Raw genomic sequence first — 20,419 nt, forward strand, 5'->3', positions numbered from 1 at the left:
TCCTCAGGCAGCCGTGCCGATGATGTCGGCATAACCGTTTGCTTCGAGATCGAGCGCCAGAGACTTGTCGCCGGACCTGATGACCTGGCCCTTGTAGAGAACGTGGACCGTATCGGGAACGATGTATTCGAGCAGGCGCTGGTAGTGGGTGATGACGATCACGGCACGGTCCGGCGAACGCAGGGCGTTGACGCCATCGGCAACGATCTTCAGCGCATCGATATCGAGGCCCGAGTCGGTTTCGTCGAGAATGCAGAGGCTCGGCTCAAGCAGGGCCATCTGCAGGATTTCGGCGCGCTTCTTCTCGCCGCCGGAGAAACCAACGTTGAGCGGACGCTTCAGCATGTCCGGGTTGATCTGCAGACGGGCAGAGGCTTCCTTGACGCGGCGGATGAAATCCGGCGTCGTCAGTTCTTCCTCACCGCGATACTTGCGCTGCTCGTTCAGTGCGACCTTCAGGAACTGCATCGTGGCAACGCCCGGGATTTCGACCGGATACTGGAACGCCAGGAAGATACCCTTGGCGGCGCGCTCGGACGGATCGAGCTCGAGAATGCTCTCGCCGTTGTAAAGGATATCGCCTTCGGTGACTTCGTAGTCTTCACGGCCCGACAGGATGTAGGAGAGCGTCGACTTGCCGGAGCCGTTCGGCCCCATGATGGCAGCGACTTCGCCGGCCTTGACGGTGAGGTTCAGCCCGCGGATGATTTCGGTGCCATCTTCGGCAATACGGGCGTGCAGGTTCTTGATTTCAAGCATTTTTACTTTCCCTAGTATGGCAGGTCCGCGTAGCCCATGCGCCAGCAGGTTTTCCGCGCCTTAACCAGACCGTCGTCATCCTCGGGCTTGTCCCGAGGATCTAACAGCCTATCAATTGTAATCATTCCACATTTTTGTACTCGGATGTGGACGGTAGATATTGTCGATTTCCCCGATCCGTTCGAACAAATCCAGCCATGTCGGATTAAGGCCTTCGATCAATTCGATCTTCCATTCTCTTCGATACCTCTTCAGCGATTTCTCGCGTTGTATCGCAAGAACGATGTTCGGATGCGTTTCAAACCAAACCAAATTTTCCGCCCGATATTTCGCAGTAAATCCTTCGTGGATGTGATTGCGGTGTTCCCAAATTCGTGCCGTCAGATCAGATGTCACCCCGATATAAATGACTCCTCGGGGCTTGTCGGACATCATGTACACGAAACCGCTCAATCACCTCTCCAAAGCAACTCCGCAGATCCTCGGGACAAGCCCGAGGATGACGACGGTGGTTAACCGACACTTCCTTCGAGCGAGATGCCGATCAGCTTCTGTGCTTCGACCGCAAATTCCATCGGCAGCTCCTGAATGACTTCCTTGACGAAGCCGTTGACGATCAACGCGATCGCGGCTTCTTCGGGAATGCCACGCTGCAGGCAGTAGAACAGCTGGTCTTCGGAGATCTTGGAGGTCGTTGCCTCGTGCTCGAACTGCGCCGTCGAGTTCTTCGCCTCGATATAGGGCACGGTATGGGCGCCGCACTTGCCGCCGATAAGCAGGCTGTCGCACTGGGTGAAGTTGCGGGCATTGGACGCCTTGCGGTGGGTCGAAACCTGGCCGCGATAGGTGTTCTGGCTGAAGCCGGCGGCGATACCCTTTGAGACGATACGGCTCGACGTGTTCTTGCCGAGATGGATCATCTTGGTACCGCTGTCGATCTGCTGATAACCGTTCGATACGGCGATCGAATAGAACTCGCCGCGCGAGTCGTCGCCGCGCAGGATGCAGCTCGGATACTTCCAGGTGATCGCCGAACCGGTCTCGACCTGCGTCCAGGAGATCTTAGAGCGGTTGCCACGGCAATCGCCACGCTTGGTCACGAAATTATAGATGCCGCCCTTGCCTTCCTTGTCGCCCGGATACCAGTTCTGGACGGTGGAATACTTGATCTCGGCATCGTCGAGCGCAACGAGCTCGACCACGGCGGCATGCAGCTGGTTTTCATCGCGTTGCGGCGCGGTGCAGCCTTCGAGATAGGAGACGTACGCGCCCTCTTCCGCGATGATCAGCGTGCGCTCGAACTGGCCGGTGCCCTTCTCGTTGATGCGGAAGTAGGTCGAGAGTTCCATCGGGCAACGAACACCCTTCGGCACGAAAACGAACGAGCCGTCCGTGAAAACAGCAGAGTTCAGCGTCGCATAGAAGTTGTCGGTCGTGGGAACGACCGAGCCGAGGTACTTCTTCACGAGATCGGGATATTCGCGGATGGCTTCCGAGATCGACATGAAGATCACGCCGGCCTTTTTCAGCTCCTCCTTGAAGGTGGTGACGACCGAGACGGAATCGAAGACCGCATCGACGGCGATCTTGGACGTTTTGACGCCAGCCAGCATCTCTTGCTCGCGCAGCGGGATGCCGAGCTTTTCGTAAACTCTCAGCAATTCCGGATCGACTTCGTCGAGCGACTTCGGACCGGTCTGTCCCTTGGGAGCTGCATAGTAATAAAGGTCGTTGAAGTCGATCTTCGGATAATCGACACGAGCCCATGTCGGCTCTTCCAGGGTGAGCCAGCGGCGATAGGCGTCAAGGCGCCATTCAAGCATCCATTCCGGCTCTTGCTTCTTGTTGGAAATGAAACGGATGATCTCTTCGGAAAGTCCCTTAGGGGCCTTGTCCATCTCGATCTTGGTTTCGAAACCATATTTGTACTGGTCCACGTCGATCAGGGCGACCTGATCGATTGTTTCCTGGACAGCTGGCATGTCGTTCTCCAATCTTGCCGGATACAAGGTCCGGCAGCTTGTCATCCCGATACGTTTTTGGCGTACCGCTTATGTAGTGGCTAAAGGGCGATTTTCACCCCGTTTGCCAAGCGGAAAATTGCGTTTCCGCAGCTTTTCTGATCACGCGGCCGCGACTGGAAGCCGCCTGCGCCCCGAAATTTTTGCAAATACCTCGGCGCAACGATCAATCTCGGCATCCGTCGTGCCCGGACCGATCGAGATCCTGAGCGCGCCCTGGCTTGCATCATGGCCCATCGCCGTCAGCACATAACTCTGCCCGACCTTACCGGATGAGCATGCCGAACCGGCGGATAGGGCGACGCCTTCGAGATCGAAGGCGATCTGGCCGGTTTCGGCTTTGAGCCCCGGAAGGGTGAAAAACGAGGTGTTGCCGATGCGTGCGTCATCCTTGCCATGGATCAGTACATCGGGCGCCGCTTCGAGCATTGCGGCTTCCAGCCGATCGCGTTCGGCGCTGATCCCTGCCATGCGACCATCGATATCGTAAGCCGCAACCTCAGCCGCAGCTCTAAAGCCCGCGATGGCAACCGCGTTTTCCGTTCCGGAACGATGCCCCTTTTCCTGTCCACCGCCACGGATCAAGGCTGACGGCATCAGGATTTCGCCACGGGCAACAAGCGCGCCTGCGCCCTTGGGGCCGCCGATCTTGTGGGACGAGATCACCATGAAGTCAGCGCCAATATCGTCAATCGACAAGGGCACGCGGCCAGCCGCCTGCACCGCATCAACCACGAAGATGCCGCCCGCCTCTTTCACCAAGGCCGCCACAGATTCGACAGGCTGGACGATACCGGTCTCGTTGTTGGCATACATGACCGCAACCATTGGCAGACCACTTGCCCGATCATGAGCCGAAAGCGCCGCCTTCAGGGCATCGAGATCAATGATGCCGGCCGACGTAACCGGAACCTCTTCGACCTGATCCTTGCCGAACCGCCCGCCTTCGCGAAAAGCTGGGTGTTCGATCGCCGAGACATAGAGACGACCGATCTTCAGAGGCGTCTTGCCCATGCGAAAATCGGGCGTGAGCACCAGATTGGCAGCTTCGGTTGCGCCGCTGGTGAAGATCACGCTCGCAGGGGAAGCGCCGCAAAGGCTCGCGACGGAGCGGCGCGCGTTTTCGATCAGCGTACGCATGCGCCGGCCTTCGGCATGGACAGAAGACCCGTTGCCAACGAGATCCAGCGCGTTGATGCAGGCTTCGCGCGCTTCGGGCAGAAGCGGCGCCGTCGCATTCCAGTCCATATAGATGCGTGGCTGCGTCATGATCCTTGCCAAACAGCGGCGTCAACCCATCTAAAGGCAAACGGCCGGTGCATTTTTCTTGAAATTTTCGCTTCGCTTGCCGTAAGAGACGACACCACCACGGAAACCCGTGATCAGTTTTGAATGGTTCTAAACTGTGTTCTAGAAAAGCTGACTGATTTCGTCAAGACAGTTCAGCGCTGAATCGGTTTTTAGAGCCGTTAAGAGTACCCGGAGACACAATGCCCGAAGTCATTTTCAACGGCCCCGCCGGTCGCCTTGAAGGCCGCTACCAGCCGTCCAAGCAGAAGAACGCGCCGATCGCGATCGTGCTTCATCCGCATCCCCAGTTTGGCGGCACGATGAACAACCAGATCGTCTACCAGCTGTTCTACATGTTCCAGAAGCGCGGTTTTACCACGCTTCGCTTCAACTTCCGCTCCATTGGCCGCAGCCAGGGCGAATTCGACCATGGCGCCGGCGAACTTTCCGATGCTGCGTCGGCCCTCGATTGGGTGCAGAGCATGCACCCGGATTCGAAGAGCTGCTGGGTTGCCGGCTACTCCTTCGGCGCCTGGATCGGCATGCAACTGCTGATGCGCCGCCCGGAGATCGAAGGCTTCATGTCGATCGCGCCGCAGCCGAACACCTATGACTTCTCGTTCCTGGCGCCCTGCCCATCCTCCGGCCTCATTATCAATGGCGAGCTTGACAAGGTGGCGCCGGAGAAAGACGTCAACAACCTCGTCGAAAAGCTGAAGGCGCAGAAGGGTATCCTGATCACCCATAAGACCGTGCCGGGTGCGAACCATTTCTTCAACGGCCAGGTGGAGACATTGATGGCCGAATGCGAAGACTATCTCGACCGTCGCCTGAATGGCGAACTCACGCCGGAGCCGGCTGCAAAGCGTATCCGTTAAAAAGTGGTACATCGTTGAAGCTGAGATCGGCGGCACCTTCGCAGGTTGCCGCCGATTTCATTCGGGCAAAGGCAGAAGTACAAATCGCCTTCACTGAAAAATAATGGTACGGTTGTCGTGGCCCTGGGGATGCCCAGCGGTGAACGGCTACGCCGATCCCGGAACGAATATGCTCTCCCGGCCGTTCCAGATGCGCAGTTGGCTCACGGGCGCCTGCATCGAAACAAGCATTCAGATGAATTGCCGAGGGAGAAAAACATGACCAGAGTGGTGTATTCAATCGTGGAGCATGATGGCGGCTGGGCCTACAAGCTCGCCGACGTGTTTTCGGAGACCTTTCCGACACGCGAGATCGCCCTGGCGGCGGCGAAGGCTGCGGCAGCCGAGCAGCAGGTTGGTGGTGAAGACGAAGAAATCAGCTTTCAGGATGAAGCCGGGCTCTGGCACTATGAACACGCTGAAGGTGGAGATCGCCCCGAGGCAATCGTCGACGACCAATAGGCTGCTGGTTTTAAGTGATTGCTGCGCGATTCCCGCGTGAAGCTAAAAATTGAGCCCTTCCCCGCCACCGGGGAAGGGCAATATAATTTTGGTGCTGAAAAACCGAAGTTTCCTCCGGCAACGCCATAACGCTCCGAACCGCCGCCGCACGCAAGCGCAACCTAAAATTAACCTTCACGCGTAGGGTTAACGTCAACGCATTCCAAGCGGGCCGTTCCAAATCTACGAAACGACATTCGCACGGTGGCGCAAGCCAATGATCTGTATAATTTATTTCAAATTTTAGATGTGACGAAACTTTTCCCGACCATCCATCGTAACGGCACAGCATGCAACCATGGAGAACAGAGGGGACTGAGCATGGACGCTCGCATAAGATCTTTCGCCCTGATCGCGGCCCTCCTCCTACCGCATACTGGCTATGCCGCGGAACCAATCGACACCGCTCAATCGATCATCCAGCAGCAGATCGAAGCCTTCCTTGCAGATGACAAGACGCAGGCTTACTCCTTTGCCTCGCCGCAGATCCGCAGCAAGTTTCCCAATGAGGATGTCTTCTTCGAGATGGTAAGGCGCGGTTATTCTCCGGTCTACCGGCCCGGAAATTTCGCCTTCGGTCGCAGCAAGATCGAAGGCGGACGGATTGTGCAGGAAGTGCTGATCTCGGCGCCGGATGGCAAGGATTGGACCGCACTTTACTTTTTGGAAAAGCAGCCGGATGGCAGCTACAAGATCAACGGCGTGCAGATGCTGCAACAGGCACCGGGGCCGGAAATCTGAAACTCCGGCGCCTGTTGTTTCCGAGGCATATCAACCGCGGTTGAGCGCTTCGCCCCGGGCCCAACCTTCCTGGGTCTCGGCCATGAAATCCTCATAGCGACCATCTTCGATCGCCTTGCGAATGCCGGCCATGAGATCCTGATAATAGGACAGGTTGTTCCAGGTCAGCAGCATGCCGCCCAGCGCCTCGTTGGCGCGCACGAGATGGTGCAGGTAGGCACGCGAGTAATCCCGTGCCGCCGGGCAGGACGACTGGTCGTCAAGTGGCTGCATGTCTTCGGCGTGGCGCGCGTTACGGATGTTGATGCGGCCATGACGGGTAAACGCCAAGCCGTGCCGACCGGACCGGGTCGGCATCACGCAATCGAACATATCGATGCCGCGGGCAACCGATTTCAGGATGTCGTCCGGCGTGCCGACGCCCATCAGGTAACGCGGCTTCTCTGACGGCAGATGCGGGTTGGTCGTATCGATCATGTCGAGCATGACCGCTTGAGGCTCACCGACGGCGAGACCACCGATGGCGTAGCCCGTGAGATCGAGGCTGGAAAGGGCTTGCGCCGAACGGACGCGAAGCTCTGGGATATCGCCGCCCTGAACGATGCCGAACATCGCTTTGCCCGGCTGGTTGCCGAAGGCAACCTTGCAGCGCTCAGCCCAACGATAGGACATTTCCATCGCCCGTTCGATTTCCTTCGGCTCGGCCGGCAGGCGCACGCATTCGTCGAGCTGCATCTGGATATCGCTGTCGAGCAGCCCCTGAATCTCGATCGAGCGCTCCGGCGACATATGGTGCAGCGAACCATCGACGTGGCTCTTGAAGGTCACGCCCTGCTCGTCGAGCCTGCGCAGGCCCGAGAGCGACATGACCTGGAAGCCGCCCGAATCCGTCAGGATCGGATAAGGCCAGCGGATCAGCTCATGCAGGCCGCCGAGGCGCGCGACACGCTCCGGGCCGGGACGCAGCATGAGATGGTAGGTGTTGCCGAGGATGATATCGGCGCCAAGATCCCGTACCTGATCGAGATACATGGCCTTGACGGTGCCGACGGTGCCGACGGGCATGAATGCCGGCGTGCGGATCGTGCCGCGCGGCATGGAGACTTCGCCGCGACGCGCCTTGCCGTCGGTCGCCAGCAGCTTGAATTCAAAATTTTCGGTCATCGGTTGTCCCGGAAAAGCAGGCTGGAATCGCCATAGGAATAGAAACGGTAGCCGGTCTCGATGGCGTGAGCATAAGCCGCCTGCATCGTCTCCAGCCCGCTGAACGCCGAAACCAGCATGAACAGCGTCGATTTCGGCAGGTGAAAATTGGTCATCAGCATATCGACGGCGCGGAAGCGATAACCGGGCGTGATGAAGATGCCGGTCGACCCTGACCACGGTTCGATTTCGCCGTCCTCTTTCGCAGCGCTTTCGATCAACCGCAGTGAGGTCGTGCCGACGCAGACGATGCGTCCGCCCCGCGCCTTGACCGCATTCAGTCGCTCGGCAGTTGCTTCACTGACGTAACCTACTTCATGGTGCATGACGTGATCGTCGGTGTCATCGACCTTCATCGGCAGGAATGTCCCTGCCCCGACATGCAAGGTCACGAAATGCCGTTCAACGCCGGCCGTATCCAGCAATTCAAAGAGCCGGTCGGTGAAATGAAGCCCGGCCGTTGGCGCGGCGACAGCGCCTTCTTCCCGCGCATAGACGGTCTGATAGTCTGCCCGGTCCTTTTCGTCTTCCGGGCGCTTCGACGCGATATAGGGTGGCAGCGGGATATGGCCGACAGTCGCAATCGCTTCATCGAGCGACGGGCCTGACAGATCGAAGCGAAGCGTGACTTCGCCGGCATCGCCTTTCCCTTCCACCGTTGCATCCAGCGTGCCCGCCATGCAGGCACCGGCATCCTCGCGACCGAAGGAAATCCGGTCTCCCGGCTTCAGGCGCTTTGCCGGCCGCGCAAAGGCCTTCCAGCGATCGGCGGCGACCCGCATATGCAAGGTCAGCGAAACCGCGGTCGCCACATCCTCGCCCCGGCGGCGAATGCCTTCGAGCTGGGCCGGGATCACCTTGGTATCGTTGAAAACAAGAGCATCGCCGGGGCGCAAGTAGGAAACGAGGTCGAGCACGCCGCGATCCTCAAGCGGTTCGCCGGGCTTGACGACAAGCAGCCGCGCACTGTCACGCGGGCTTGCGGGCCGCAGCGCGATGTTTTCCTCGGGTAAATTGAAATCGAACAGATCGACGCGCATCACAGTCTTCTTTAAACGGCAAACCCGCCCCGGCGCCATCACGGCAGCGGGACGGGTTCTGGCAATAACCCGGATCAGGCGTTTGCGGCAACCTTCATCGAGACGATGCTGTCGGGATCCTTGACCGGCTCGCCGCGCTTGATCTTGTCGATGTTTTCCATGCCTTCGATGACCTGGCCCCAGACCGAATACTGCTTGTTCAGCCACGGGCTGTCGGCAAAGCAGATGAAGAACTGGGAATTGGCCGAGTTCGGCATCTGGCTGCGGGCCATGGAGCAGGTGCCGCGCACATGGCTCATGTTGGAAAATTCAGCCTTGAGGTCCGGCTTGGAGGAGCCGCCCATGCCGGCGCGTGCCGGGTTGAAGCTTTCGGAACCCTTCTTGCCGTACTGGACGTCGCCGGTCTGGGCCATGAAGTCGTCGATGACGCGGTGGAAGACGACGCCGTCATAGGCGCCTTCGTTCGCCAGTTCCTTGATACGCGCGACGTGACCGGGGGCCAGGTCCGGCAGGAGCTGGATCACAACCTTGCCCTGCGTCGTTTCCATGATGATGGTGTTTTCCGGATCCTTGATCTCGGCCATGGCTTTTCTCCTTGGTTATACGGTGTTTACTTGCCGACCTTGACGCTGATCATGCGGTCGGGGTCGGTGACGGAACCGTTGTTGGCTTCGTCGCCCATCTTGATCTTGTCGACATTCTCCATGCCTTCGACCACCTGACCGACGACCGTGTACTGGCCGTTCAGGAAGTCGCCGGGCGCGAACATGATAAAGAATTGGGAGTTGGCGGAGTTCGGGTCCTGGCTGCGCGCCATGCCGACCGTGCCGCGTGCGAAAGGAACTTCGGAAAACTCGGCTTCAAGGTCCGGCTTGGAAGAGCCGCCCATGCCGGCCATGCCAGCCTGAAAGTCCTTTTCCATATTGCCGTACTGAACGTCGCCCGTCTGGGCCATGAAACCCGGGATCACGCGGTGGAAGGCGACGTTGTTGTATTCGCCGGCCTCGGCCAGTTCCTTCAGGCGCGCGACGTGCTTCGGCGCGACATCGGATGCGAGCTCGATGACGACCGGGCCGTCCTTCAACTGGATCGTCAGATAGTCTTTCGCCTGGGCAAAGGCGTTGCCCAAGACCGAAGCGAGAAGCAATGCGCCGGCAAAAGCAAGTTTCAGAATGTTCATGGTAGCTCCCGTGAGAACGACGCCGTGGCGTCAGGATTTGCGTCGGGCGGCAAGCGCCTGATTGACGGCAGAGGGTACGAAGGCGCTGACATCGCCGCCCATGGCCGCGATCTGACGGACCAACGTGGCGGTAATGGGCCGGGAGGCGGCCCCTGCCGGCAGAAACAGCGTCTGGATGTCCGGTGCCATCTGGCGGTTCATGCCGGCCATCTGCATTTCATAATCGAGATCGGTTCCATCGCGCAGGCCGCGCACGAGCATGGTTGCGCCATGGGCTCGCGCGGCATCCACAGCAAGGTTGTCGAAGGATACGATATCGATGTCGCCAACCTTTTCAGGCAGGAACTGACCCAGCGACTGGCGTATCAGAACGTATCGCTCGTCGAAGGAAAAAAGCGGCGTTTTTCCCGGGTGAATACCGATAGCAACAATCACCTTTGATGCGACATTAAGCGCCTGCACCAGAACATCGAGATGTCCGTTGGTCATGGGATCGAAGGAGCCGGGATAGAAAGCTGTCGTCATCGCGCCTGTTCCGTTTGCCCAGCCTTTTGTCATGGACTGTGCTTGACCGCAAGGGAAACGACCCCCCGCTTGCAGGCTGTTCCCTAGGAAACATCTCCACGTCCAAATGAACGCTAGATGAAGAGCACGTTCAGTGCAGCTTCAAGGCACGAAGCTTAGGGTGAAGCTCAAAGGACGGAACTTTCCAGCGGCTCTGCCGTTGTTGAGACGAAAGGATGACCGCCATGGGACTTATGCTTCTGTCGATGACAATGTTTTTTGCAATGCTCTTTGCAACCGTTCACGCGCTGAAAGACGAAGCTCGTCAGGATCGCAAGTCGACCGGTTCAAACGTCGCCTTCAAGTAAGGACTGCGACAATGGCAATAACAATGATGATTGCATCCGCCGTGATTAGTCTCGTGTTCCTCGTGGATTTTACCAAGACGATTGTCCAGCTTCAGCGCGACCGCGCCGACCTTAAGATGAGGGATGGCGGCTTTCAGGTCTAGCAAACGTTTCAAATTCTGCGGCAACCTCCAGTGCCGCAATCTCAAAACCGGACGGCTCCCCTGCCCGTCCGGTTTTCTTTTGCGCATCAGGCGGGCGGCATTCTTTCGAACTTGGGCAACGCCGGGTCGAGGTGATCCCACGCATATCCCGCAGCGGTCCAGGACGTAAGTTGCGGCGCATATCGGCCTGGATCGTCCAGACTGGCCGGCGTTACGATGAAGACATCCGGCATGGCGGGAAACGTCATGTACACTGACGAGCCGCAGGTCGGGCAGAACCCACGCTGTTTTACGGTCCCACCGTCACCGACGGTCTGCCAGACAGAGGCTTTTCCCTGTATGTCCACCTCGGCGGCGACAAATGTCAGGTGCGACTGGTGGCCTGTGCCGCTGCCGCGCTGACATTGTCGACACTGGCAATCGACCATGACGGCGGGCTCGCCGGCGATGGTGTACCGGATCGCGCCACAGGCGCAGCCCCCAGCATAAGGAATGCTCATATCGTTCTCCTCCATCAGTGATGTTTCATCAGTGAAATTTCCGGGACGACACTTCGTCTGCAATCACTGTATCGAGCCGCCGCACAACCTTTTTCCATCCTTCGCTCATATTGCGATAGGCGCTGTCGTTCTTCGGAAGCATGAAACCGGAATGGATAAGTCTCAGTCGCGTGCCCTCAGCCACTTGCGCGAGTGTAAAAGTGACAACGGTTTCGAGCCGCGATCCATAATCCTCGTTGCTGTCATGGCCGCCCTTCCAGGCATAGGAGAGACGCTCGTTGGCTACGACCTCCAGAACCTCGCAATGGATCGTTCCGTCCCAGGCCCCCGCGGGTGTGGTCTGAAAGGTAAAGCGGTTGCCGACGACAGGTTCGAAGCCCGTGGGCTCCATCAGCCATCGCGACATCAAGGCGCCCGATGTCAAGGCTTTCCAAATAACCTCGACGGGATGCGGAAAAACGTCGTCGATGACAATGGCCTGCGTTTCCGTGGCGATGGCCTTGTTCATGGATCGATTTCCTTTAGCAGGTTTCTGAGATCGGCGAAACGTTCGCGCCAGAACACGCCGTAGTGCTCCATCCAGTCAGCGAGCGGTTTTAGGCCGGCCGGCTCCGCGCGGTAGTAAACATTGCGCCCTTCCGGACGCTCGCTGACAAGACCCGCCAGCTTCAGCGTCTTCAGGTGCTGCGATATGGCGCCCTGTGTGACCTTGCTGCCCCGGGTCAGTTCCACGACGGTAATCTCCTCAGAACGGGCGATGCGCTCGAACACCGCCCTCCTTGTCGGATCGGCAAGCGCACGCATGATGGATGTGACGGGTTCAGCTTCAATCATAAAAAAATGATAGCAAATACTAATCAATTAGCAATCACTATTTGTTTTTTGCATGAAAAAGGGCAGCTTTCGCCGCCCTGCTTCTCTGTTTTGTCTGGACCGCCCGTCTGTTCGAGATCAGGCTTCGTCGCTGCTTCCGGATTCCGGGGCCTGCGGATCGACAACCGCCTCAACGGCGCCGTCCTCTTCGTCCTCGCTTTCCGGCTCGCTGATGCGCTCGACCGAAACAACCTTCTCGTCCTTGGCAGTCGAGAAGATGGTGACGCCCTTGGTCGCGCGGCTGGCGAGGCGAATACCGCCGACGGGGACGCGGATCAGCTGGCCGCCGTCCGAAACCAGCATGATCTGGTCGCCATCATCGACCGGGAAGGCGGCGACGAGTTCGCCGATCTCCGAAGTCTTCGAGGTATCGGTCGCCCGAATACCCTTGCCGCCACGACCGGAGGTGCGGAAATCATAGGTCGAGGAACGCTTGCCGAAGCCCTTTTGGGATACCGTCAGCACGAACTGTTCGCGCGCCTTCAGCTCTTCATAACGCTCGTCTGACAGCTGACCTTCTTCCGTAACCTCCTCGCCGACAAGCGCGATTTCTTCGTCTTCGCCGGTGGCAACGCGGCGCTCCGCGGCAGCGCGCTTGAGATAGGCCGCGCGCTCCCATGGCTCGGCATCGACATGGCCGACGATCGTCATGGAGATGATGCGGTCACCATCACCCAACGAAATGCCGCGTACGCCGATTGAGTTGCGACCCGCGAAGACGCGGACGTCATCGACCGGGAAGCGAATGCACTGGCCAAGCGCCGTCGTCAGAAGCACGTCGTCCTGATCCGTGCAGGTCTCGACGGAAAGGATTTCATCGCCCTCTTCCTCAAGCTTCATCGCAATCTTGCCGTTGCGGTTGACCTGGACGAAATCCGACAGCTTGTTGCGACGAACCGTACCGCGTGTCGTCGAGAACATGACGTCAAGGTTCTCCCAAGTCGCCTCGTCCTCAGGCAGCGGCATGATCGTGGTGATGCGTTCGCCGGCTTCCAGCGGCAGCATGTTGATGAGGGCCTTACCACGCGACTGCGGCGTGCCGATCGGCAGGCGCCAGACCTTCTCCTTGTAGACGATGCCGCGCGAGGAGAAGAAAAGGATCGGCGTATGGGTATTGGCAACGAACAGACGCGTGACGAAATCCTCATCACGGGTCGCCATGCCGGAACGGCCCTTGCCGCCGCGACGCTGCGCCCGATAGGTCGTCAGCGGAACGCGCTTGATATAGCCAAGGTGCGACACGGTGATCACCATGTCTTCCTGCGCGATCAGGTCCTCGTCTTCCATTTCCGGGCCGCCGAGGGTGATCTCGGTGCGGCGCGGCGTGCCGAACTCGTCGCGAACGGCAGCAAGCTCGTCCTTGACGATGGTCATGATGCGAACGCGCGAAGACAGGATGTCGAGATAATCGCTGATCTCGGTGCCGATCTTATTGAGTTCATCGCCGATTTCGTCTCGGCCAAGCGCCGTCAGGCGGGCAAGACGCAGCTCGAGGATGGCGCGTGCCTGTTCCTCGGAGAGATTGTAGGTCAGGTCTTCGTTGATGCGATGACGCGGATCGTCGATGAGACGGATCAGCGCCTCGACGTCGGCCGCCGGCCAACGGCGGGTCATCAACTGTTCGCGGGCCGTCTGCGGATCCGGCGCTTCGCGGATCAGCTTGATGATCTCGTCGATGTTGGCGACGGAAATCGCCAGACCGACCAAGACGTGGGCGCGCTCGCGCGCCTTGCGCAGAAGGTACTTGGTACGGCGGCTGACGACTTCCTCGCGGAAGGCGACAAAGGCGCGCAGCATGTCGAGCAGCGTCATCTGCTCCGGCTTGCCGCCGTTCAGCGCCACCATGTTGCAGCCGAAGGAAGTCTGCAGCGGCGTGTAGCGATAAAGCTGGTTCAGGATGACTTCGGCATTGGCGTCGCGCTTCAGCTCGACGACGACGCGGTAACCCTGCCGGTCGGATTCGTCACGAAGGTCGGAAATGCCCTCAATGCGCTTGTCCTTGACCAGTTCGGCCATCTTCTCGATCATCGTCGCCTTGTTCACCTGATAGGGAACTTCGGTGATGATGATCTGCTCGCGATCGCCGCGCATTGGCTCGATGGTCGCGCGCCCGCGCATGATCACAGAGCCGCGGCCTGTTTCGTAGGCGGAACGGATGCCGGAACGACCGAGAATCAGAGCAGCGGTCGGGAAATCGGGGCCGGGAATGATTTCCATCATTTCGGGAAGCTCAATGCCCGGATTGTCGATCAGAGCGATACAGCCGTTGACGACTTCGATGAGGTTGTGCGGCGGAATGTTTGTCGCCATGCCGACGGCGATACCGCCCGCGCCATTGACCAAGAGGTTCGGGAACTTCGCGGGCACGACCGTCGGCTCGCTGAGCGTGCCGTCGTAGTTGTCGCGGAAATCGACGGTTTCCTTGTCGAGATCGTCGAGCAGCGAATGGGCGGCCTTCTCAAGCCGGCACTCGGTGTAGCGTTCGGCCGCCGGCGGATCGCCGTCGATCGAGCCGAAATTGCCCTGACCATCGATCAGCGGAAGACGCAGGGACCATGGCTGAGCCATACGCGCAAGTGCGTCGTAGATCGCGAGGTTGCCGTGCGGATGGTATTTACCCATCACGTCCCCGGTAACACGGGCGCACTTGACGTATTTCTTGTTCCAGTCGATGCCCAGTTCGCTCATCCCGAACAGGATGCGGCGATGCACCGGCTTCAGGCCGTCACGGACATCGGGAAGCGCGCGGCTGACGATAACGCTCATCGCATAGTCGAGGTACGAGCGCTGCATCTCCTCCATGATGGAAATGGGTTCGATGCCTGGTGGGTTCTTGCCGCCGCCGGGGGTGCTTTGCTCAGTCAATTTCGATCACGATCTTTGTTCAGAATCAGACAGATTTTTATAGCGGAATGCGCTCGATAGCGCCAATTTCGAGGGTGGGTTTTGAACAGGCTTTTCGCCCTTCAGGGGTGTGAAACGGCATTTAGTAGGCAAAAGCGTGGCAGTCGCTTCCCTTCCCTGTCGCACTCGCCTACGAATAGCGCAAACGGCCGCCAAAAGCAGAGCCTGGGGAGCGACGCATGAACCACCTCGATCTCTTGATCAATGCGCTGACCACCATTCTCGTGACGATCGATCCGCCAGGTCTGGCGCCGATTTTCCTCAGCCTGACGATGGGCATGAGCCGTCAGCAGCGTTTCATCGTCGCCTGGCGAGGCTCGCTGATCGCGTTCTTCATCCTCGCCGCGTTCGCACTTTTCGGAAACGGCATTCTCAGCCTGCTCGGGATCTCCATCGGCGCGTTCCGCATTGCCGGCGGCATGCTGCTGTTCTGGATCGCGTTCGAGATGATTTTTGAAAAGCGAAACGAACGGAAGGAAAAAACTGGCGAGGTCGCGATTACCCGCGATCACATACATAATATCGCGGTTTTTCCGCTGGCATTGCCGCTGATCGCTGGTCCGGGTGCGATCTCTGCGACGATCCTGCTGTCAGGTTCATTCTCAAGCACGATAGATCGGCTTGAGTTGATTGCCGTCATCGCGCTCTGCCTTGGCATCCTCTTCGCCGCCTTGGTAATCGCCGAGCGCATCGATCGCTTTCTCGGCGTCACGGGCCGGGCCATCCTGACCCGCCTTCTCGGCGTTATTCTCGCCGCGCTGGCGGTGCAGTTCGTGGTGGATGGCATTCGATCGGCATTTGCGATTTGAAGCGAATAGCGAATAGCGAATAGCGAATAGCGAATAGCGAATAGCGAATAGATGATGTGGACATCTAGCAGGCCGTCTAGTTCTATTCGCTATTCGCCCCAAAATCAGAACGGAATGTCGTCATCCATGTCGCGAGAGAAGTTGCTGCCGGAACCACCGGAGCGACCGGCCGGAGCGGAAGGCTGACGGTCGTAGTCATCGCCATAATTGCCGGAACCGCCGCCAAAGCCGCCGGATCCACCGTAATCCGAACCGCCACGCCCACCGCCTGCCCCGGCGCCGTCGCCACGGCCGCCGAGCATGGTCAGCGTCGAGTTGAAGCCCTGCAGCACAACCTCGGTCGAGTAACGATCCTGACCATCCTTGTCCTGCCATTTCCGGGTCTGGAGCTGACCTTCGATATAAACGGTCGAACCCTTCTTCAGATACTGCTCGGCAACCTTGCAGAGACCTTCGTTGAAAATGACGACGCGATGCCATTCGGTCTTTTCCTTGCGCTCGCCGCTGTTGCGGTCGCGCCAGGTTTCCGAGGTGGCAATGTTCAGGTTGGCAATCGGCCGGCCATCCTGCGTGCGGCGGATTTCCGGATCTGCTCCGAGGTTCCCGACCAGAATAACCTTGTTGACACTGCCAGCCATATCGCTCTTTCCTGTCTCTTGCGGCGCCTCGCGGGAGGCGGCCCTTCATCATGGCGCGTATAGTAGCGTCAGGCGCCGAAGGATACGCCCCGCCATTTTGCGTATCCACATGATATTGATTATTTGTTCTTTCTTTGTTCTAATTTGTGTTTATTATCCTGTCAACTGAATCACGAAGACCCGTTGTTTTTGGGATTGGCGCTCGACATGCGCATTGCCGATCTTAAATAGAGACTTTCGAACTCCGACAAGCTGAGTACCATGAGCGAACTGAAGACCATTTCCATCCGTGGCGCGCGCGAGCATAATCTGAAGGGCATCGACCTCGATCTGCCGCGCAACAAGCTGATCGTCATGACCGGTCTGTCGGGATCGGGAAAATCCTCACTCGCCTTCGACACGATCTACGCCGAAGGTCAGCGACGCTATGTCGAAAGCCTGTCCGCCTACGCGCGACAGTTCCTGGAGATGATGCAGAAGCCGGATGTCGATCAGATCGAAGGGCTTTCTCCGGCGATCTCGATCGAGCAGAAGACGACGTCGCGCAACCCGCGTTCGACAGTCGGTACCGTTACCGAAATCTACGACTACATGCGCCTGCTGTTCGCGCGCGTCGGAGTTCCCTATTCGCCGGCAACGGGACTGCCGATCGAGAGCCAGACGGTGTCCCAAATGGTCGACCGTGTGATCGCCTTCGGCGAAGGCACCCGTCTCTACATTCTCGCGCCGATCGTGCGCGGGCGCAAAGGCGAGTACAAAAAAGAACTCGCCGAGCTGATGAAAAAGGGCTTTCAGCGCGTCAAGATCGATGGCCAGTTCTACGAAATCGCCGAAGCCCCGGCGCTCGACAAGAAATACAAGCATGACATCGATGTGGTCGTGGACCGCGTCGTGGTGCGCGCGGACCTGACCTCCCGCCTCGCTGATAGCCTTGAAACCTGCCTGAAGCTCGCCGACGGTCTGGCGATCGCCGAATTTGCGGACAAGCCGCTGCCGCCGGAAGAAACCGCTGCCGGCGGTTCGGCCAATAAGTCGCTGAACGAAACCCATGAACGGGTAATGTTTTCTGAAAAATTTGCATGCCCCGTTTCCGGCTTCACGATCCCGGAAATCGAGCCACGCCTGTTCTCGTTCAACAATCCCTTCGGCGCCTGCCCGACCTGCGACGGTCTCGGCAGCCAGCAGAAGATCGATCCTGCCCTGATCGTGCCGGAGGTTGACCGCACGCTGAAGAACGGTGCGATCGCGCCCTGGGCGAAATCCACATCACCCTATTATAACCAGACTTTGGAAGCGCTCGGTCAGGCCTTTGGCTTCAAGCTTTCCAGCAAGTGGAGCGATCTTTCCGCAGCGGCGCAGAACGCGATCCTGCAGGGTACCGACGAGAAGATCACCTTTCATTATGTCGATGGCGCCCGTTCCTACAACACGACGAAGACCTTCGAAGGCATCATTCCGAACCTCGAGCGACGCTGGAAGGAAACCGACAGCGCCTGGGCGCGCGAGGAAATCGAACGTTATATGTCGGCCGCCCCCTGCCCGGCCTGTAAAGGTTATCGCCTGAAGCCCGAAGCATTGGCGGTCAAGATCAACCAGTTGCATATTGGCCAGGTGACGGAAATGTCGATCCGTGTCGCGCGCGACTGGTTCGATGCGCTGCCCGACCAGATGAACGCCAAGCAGAACGAGATCGCCGCACGCATCTTCAAGGAGATCCGCGAGCGCCTGCGTTTCCTTAATGACGTCGGCCTTGAATATCTCAGCCTGTCGCGCAATTCCGGCACGCTGTCCGGTGGCGAAAGCCAGCGCATCCGGCTTGCCTCGCAGATCGGCTCGGGCCTGACCGGCGTTCTTTACGTACTGGACGAGCCGTCGATCGGTCTGCACCAGCGCGATAACGCCCGCCTGCTCGACACGCTTCGGCATCTGCGCGATATCGGCAACACCGTCATTGTCGTGGAGCATGACGAGGATGCGGTTCTGACCGCGGATTATGTGGTCGATATCGGCCCGGCCGCCGGCATCCATGGCGGTGAGATTGTCGCCCAGGGCACGCCACAGCAGATCATCGACAACCCGAATTCGCTGACCGGAAAATATCTCTCCGGCGAGCTTTCGGTGGCTGTACCCGCCGAGCGCCGCAAGCCCAAGAAGAAAAAGGAAATCACCGTCTTCGGCGCGCGTGCCAACAACCTGAAGAATGTCACGGCGTCGATTCCACTTGGCGTCTTCACCGCGGTCACGGGCGTTTCCGGCGGCGGCAAATCGACCTTCCTGATCGAGACGCTCTACAAGGCAGCGGCGCGTCGGATCATGGGCGCGCGCGAAAACCCGGCGGAACACGACCGCATCGATGGTTTCGAACACATCGACAAGGTGATCGACATCGACCAGTCGCCGATCGGCCGCACGCCGCGCTCGAATCCGGCGACCTATACCGGCGCGTTCACCCCGATCCGCGACTGGTTCGCCGGCTTGCCGGAAGCCAAGGCGCGCGGTTACCAGCCCGGCCGCTTTTCTTTCAACGTCAAGGGCGGCCGCTGCGAGGCCTGCCAGGGTGATGGTGTGATCAAGATCGAGATGCATTTCCTACCGGATGTGTATGTCACCTGCGATGTCTGCCATGGCAAGCGATACAACCGCGAGACCCTTGATGTCCTGTTCAAAGGCAAGTCGATTGCCGATGTTCTCGACATGACGGTTGAAGAGGCTGTCGAGTTCTTTGCCGCCGTTCCCGCCGTGCGCGACAAGCTGCAGTCCCTGTTCGATGTCGGCCTCGGCTATATCAAGGTCGGCCAGCAGGCCAACACTCTCTCCGGCGGCGAGGCGCAGCGCGTCAAGCTCGCCAAGGAGCTGTCGAAGCGCTCGACCGGGCGCACGCTCTATATCCTTGACGAGCCGACGACCGGGCTACACTTCCACGACGTCGCCAAGCTGCTCGAAATGCTGCACGAACTGGTGAACCAGGGCAATTCCGTCATTGTCATCGAGCACAATCTCGAAGTCATCAAGACAGCCGACTGGATCATCGACTTCGGCCCGGAAGGCGGAGATGGCGGTGGTGAGGTCATTGCTGCCGGCACCCCGGAAGATGTGGTCAAGGTCGAGCGATCCTATACCGGGCAGTTCCTGAAGGAGCTTCTGGAGCGCCGTCCGATCCGCAAGGCGGCGGCGGAATAGGCCGAACTCGAAGCGAAATGGTGAGGGAATTGTATGAGCAAGGCTGGAATTATTCGCGTCGGAATCGGCGGCTGGACCTTCGATCCATGGGAGGGAACCTTCTATCCGGAGAAGCTTTCCAAGAAGCGGCAGCTTGAATATGCCAGCAGCCAGCTCAAGGTCATTGAGGTCAACGGCACATATTACAGCTCTCAGAAGCCGGAAACTTTCGCCAAGTGGGCTTCGGAAGTACCGGAGGATTTCGTCTTCTCCCTGAAAGCCAGCCGCTTTACGACCAATCGCAAGGCGCTCGCCGAGGCTGCGGAATCGATCGAGAAGTTCCTGGCCCAGGGCTTGACCGAACTGGGTTCCCATCTCGGTCCCATTCTCTGGCAGTTCATGCCGACCAAGAAATTCGATCTGGATGATTTTGGCGCGTTTCTCGCCCTTCTTCCGGAGAAACGGGATGGATTGCTGCTCAGGCATGTCGTCGAAGTGCGAAACCCGTCGTTCCGCACGCCGGAATTTGCAGCACTGCTTGCGAAGCATAATGTCGCGGTCGTCTTTGCCGATCATTTCGAGTATCCGATGATCGCGGATGTCACGGCCGATTTCGTCTATGCCCGCCTGCAGACTGGCAGCGACGACGTTGCCACCTGCTACGATGAAAAGCGGCTAGACCTTTGGGCGAAGAGGCTGGAAACCTGGGCTGCCGGCGGTACGGTCGATGAGCTTGAGAAAGCCGATCCGGATCGCAAGGTCGAGAAGAAGCCGCGCGATGTCTTTGCCTTCTTCATCACCGAAGGCAAGGTGAATGCGCCAGCCGGCGCTAAGGCCTTGCAGGCGAAGGTCGATCGGAAATAGGGAGC

22 protein-coding genes are annotated in these 20,419 nt (G+C 58.8%); 8 read left to right on the forward strand and 14 right to left on the reverse strand.

The genetic code is table 11. The features are described from left to right. Positions 1-3 precede the first annotated feature (3 nt). The 4 genes from sufC to BLX89_RS02745 form a co-directional block, all read right to left on the reverse strand. Entirely contained in the window at positions 4-759 is a 756-nt protein-coding gene (gene sufC, locus BLX89_RS02730; protein ID WP_075289078.1) for a Fe-S cluster assembly ATPase SufC, read from the reverse strand. A 111-nt stretch (positions 760-870) separates the two neighbouring features. Next, positions 871-1,212 carry a GIY-YIG nuclease family protein gene (locus BLX89_RS02735; RefSeq protein ID WP_075289079.1) on the reverse strand — a complete coding sequence of 114 codons (342 nt, stop codon included), beginning with the start codon at positions 1,210-1,212 and terminating at the stop codon, positions 871-873. A 59-nt stretch (positions 1,213-1,271) separates the two neighbouring features. Further along, the gene (gene sufB / locus BLX89_RS02740; protein WP_075289080.1) at positions 1,272-2,741 is read right to left on the reverse strand and encodes a Fe-S cluster assembly protein SufB; all 1,470 of its coding nucleotides are present in this window, start codon (positions 2,739-2,741) and stop codon (positions 1,272-1,274) included. 141 nt (positions 2,742-2,882) lie between these two features. Beyond that, the gene (locus BLX89_RS02745) at positions 2,883-4,049 is read right to left on the reverse strand and encodes a cysteine desulfurase family protein (RefSeq protein WP_075289081.1); all 1,167 of its coding nucleotides are present in this window, start codon (positions 4,047-4,049) and stop codon (positions 2,883-2,885) included. A 221-nt stretch (positions 4,050-4,270) separates the two neighbouring features. Here BLX89_RS02745 and BLX89_RS02750 point away from each other — a divergent pair, with 221 nt between their 5' ends. The 3 genes from BLX89_RS02750 to BLX89_RS02760 all read left to right on the forward strand — a co-directional run bounded on the left by BLX89_RS02750 (position 4,271) and on the right by BLX89_RS02760 (position 6,229). Next, entirely contained in the window at positions 4,271-4,948 is a 678-nt protein-coding gene (locus BLX89_RS02750; protein ID WP_075289082.1) for an alpha/beta hydrolase, read from the forward strand. Between the two features lie 258 nt (positions 4,949-5,206). Next, positions 5,207-5,449, forward strand: a complete 243-nt coding sequence (locus tag BLX89_RS02755) for a DUF2188 domain-containing protein (RefSeq protein ID WP_075289083.1) — start codon at positions 5,207-5,209, stop codon at positions 5,447-5,449. Between the two features lie 360 nt (positions 5,450-5,809). After that, positions 5,810-6,229 (forward strand): DUF4864 domain-containing protein, encoded by a 420-nt coding sequence (locus BLX89_RS02760; RefSeq protein ID WP_075289084.1) that lies wholly within the window; start codon positions 5,810-5,812, stop codon positions 6,227-6,229. A gap of 30 nt (positions 6,230-6,259) precedes the next feature. Here BLX89_RS02760 and tgt read toward each other — a convergent pair whose 3' ends face one another. The 5 genes from tgt to coaD form a co-directional block, all read right to left on the reverse strand. Further along, a complete protein-coding gene (tgt, locus tag BLX89_RS02765) occupies positions 6,260-7,393 on the reverse strand; it encodes a tRNA guanosine(34) transglycosylase Tgt (RefSeq protein WP_075289085.1) in 1,134 nt (377 codons plus the stop codon). Next, entirely contained in the window at positions 7,390-8,472 is a 1,083-nt protein-coding gene (queA, locus tag BLX89_RS02770) for a tRNA preQ1(34) S-adenosylmethionine ribosyltransferase-isomerase QueA (protein ID WP_075289086.1), read from the reverse strand. Before queA ends, tgt begins: the two co-directional genes overlap by 4 nt. A 74-nt stretch (positions 8,473-8,546) precedes the next feature. After that, positions 8,547-9,056, reverse strand: coding sequence for a peptidylprolyl isomerase (locus tag BLX89_RS02775; protein WP_075289087.1), 510 nt, complete (start codon positions 9,054-9,056; stop codon positions 8,547-8,549). A 26-nt stretch (positions 9,057-9,082) separates the two neighbouring features. Then, complete coding sequence (locus BLX89_RS02780; RefSeq protein ID WP_075289088.1) at positions 9,083-9,652, reverse strand: peptidylprolyl isomerase; 570 nt, start codon at positions 9,650-9,652, stop codon at positions 9,083-9,085. A 30-nt stretch (positions 9,653-9,682) separates the two neighbouring features. Beyond that, the gene (coaD, locus tag BLX89_RS02785) at positions 9,683-10,177 is read right to left on the reverse strand and encodes a pantetheine-phosphate adenylyltransferase (protein WP_075289089.1); all 495 of its coding nucleotides are present in this window, start codon (positions 10,175-10,177) and stop codon (positions 9,683-9,685) included. A 224-nt stretch (positions 10,178-10,401) separates the two neighbouring features. Between coaD and BLX89_RS25295 the strand changes: the two genes are divergently transcribed. Continuing rightward, positions 10,402-10,524, forward strand: a complete 123-nt coding sequence (locus BLX89_RS25295; RefSeq protein WP_280950551.1) for a hypothetical protein — start codon at positions 10,402-10,404, stop codon at positions 10,522-10,524. Between the two features lie 11 nt (positions 10,525-10,535). Then, positions 10,536-10,667 (forward strand): hypothetical protein, encoded by a 132-nt coding sequence (locus BLX89_RS25300; RefSeq protein ID WP_280950552.1) that lies wholly within the window; start codon positions 10,536-10,538, stop codon positions 10,665-10,667. Positions 10,668-10,753: 86 nt separating this feature from the next. Here BLX89_RS25300 and BLX89_RS02790 read toward each other — a convergent pair whose 3' ends face one another. From BLX89_RS02790 to gyrA, 4 genes are all read right to left on the reverse strand, one after another. Further along, a complete protein-coding gene (locus BLX89_RS02790) occupies positions 10,754-11,167 on the reverse strand; it encodes a GFA family protein (protein WP_075289255.1) in 414 nt (137 codons plus the stop codon). A gap of 28 nt (positions 11,168-11,195) precedes the next feature. Then, the gene (locus tag BLX89_RS02795) at positions 11,196-11,675 is read right to left on the reverse strand and encodes an SRPBCC family protein (protein WP_075289090.1); all 480 of its coding nucleotides are present in this window, start codon (positions 11,673-11,675) and stop codon (positions 11,196-11,198) included. Then, positions 11,672-12,001, reverse strand: coding sequence for an ArsR/SmtB family transcription factor (locus BLX89_RS02800; RefSeq protein ID WP_075289091.1), 330 nt, complete (start codon positions 11,999-12,001; stop codon positions 11,672-11,674). Before BLX89_RS02800 ends, BLX89_RS02795 begins: the two co-directional genes overlap by 4 nt. A gap of 117 nt (positions 12,002-12,118) precedes the next feature. Further along, positions 12,119-14,905, reverse strand: coding sequence for a DNA gyrase subunit A (gene gyrA, locus BLX89_RS02805; RefSeq protein WP_075289092.1), 2,787 nt, complete (start codon positions 14,903-14,905; stop codon positions 12,119-12,121). Between the two features lie 218 nt (positions 14,906-15,123). On the opposite strand from gyrA, the gene BLX89_RS02810 reads away from it, so the two are divergent. After that, a complete protein-coding gene (locus tag BLX89_RS02810) occupies positions 15,124-15,753 on the forward strand; it encodes a MarC family protein (protein WP_075289093.1) in 630 nt (209 codons plus the stop codon). Between the two features lie 104 nt (positions 15,754-15,857). Here BLX89_RS02810 and BLX89_RS02815 read toward each other — a convergent pair whose 3' ends face one another. Beyond that, positions 15,858-16,391: a single-stranded DNA-binding protein gene (locus BLX89_RS02815; RefSeq protein ID WP_075289094.1), complete on the reverse strand. Its 534-nt coding sequence runs from the start codon at positions 16,389-16,391 to the stop codon at positions 15,858-15,860. A 261-nt stretch (positions 16,392-16,652) separates the two neighbouring features. Here BLX89_RS02815 and uvrA point away from each other — a divergent pair, with 261 nt between their 5' ends. After that, complete coding sequence (gene uvrA / locus BLX89_RS02820) at positions 16,653-19,571, forward strand: excinuclease ABC subunit UvrA (RefSeq protein ID WP_075289095.1); 2,919 nt, start codon at positions 16,653-16,655, stop codon at positions 19,569-19,571. A gap of 33 nt (positions 19,572-19,604) precedes the next feature. After that, on the forward strand, positions 19,605-20,414 hold the full coding sequence (locus BLX89_RS02825; RefSeq protein ID WP_075289096.1) for a DUF72 domain-containing protein: 810 nt from the start codon (positions 19,605-19,607) through the stop codon (positions 20,412-20,414). The last annotated feature ends 5 nt before the right edge of the window (positions 20,415-20,419 follow it).

The sequence above is a fragment of the Pararhizobium arenae genome, from assembly GCF_001931685.1.
GTDB classification, from domain to species: domain Bacteria; phylum Pseudomonadota; class Alphaproteobacteria; order Rhizobiales; family Rhizobiaceae; genus Pararhizobium; species Pararhizobium arenae.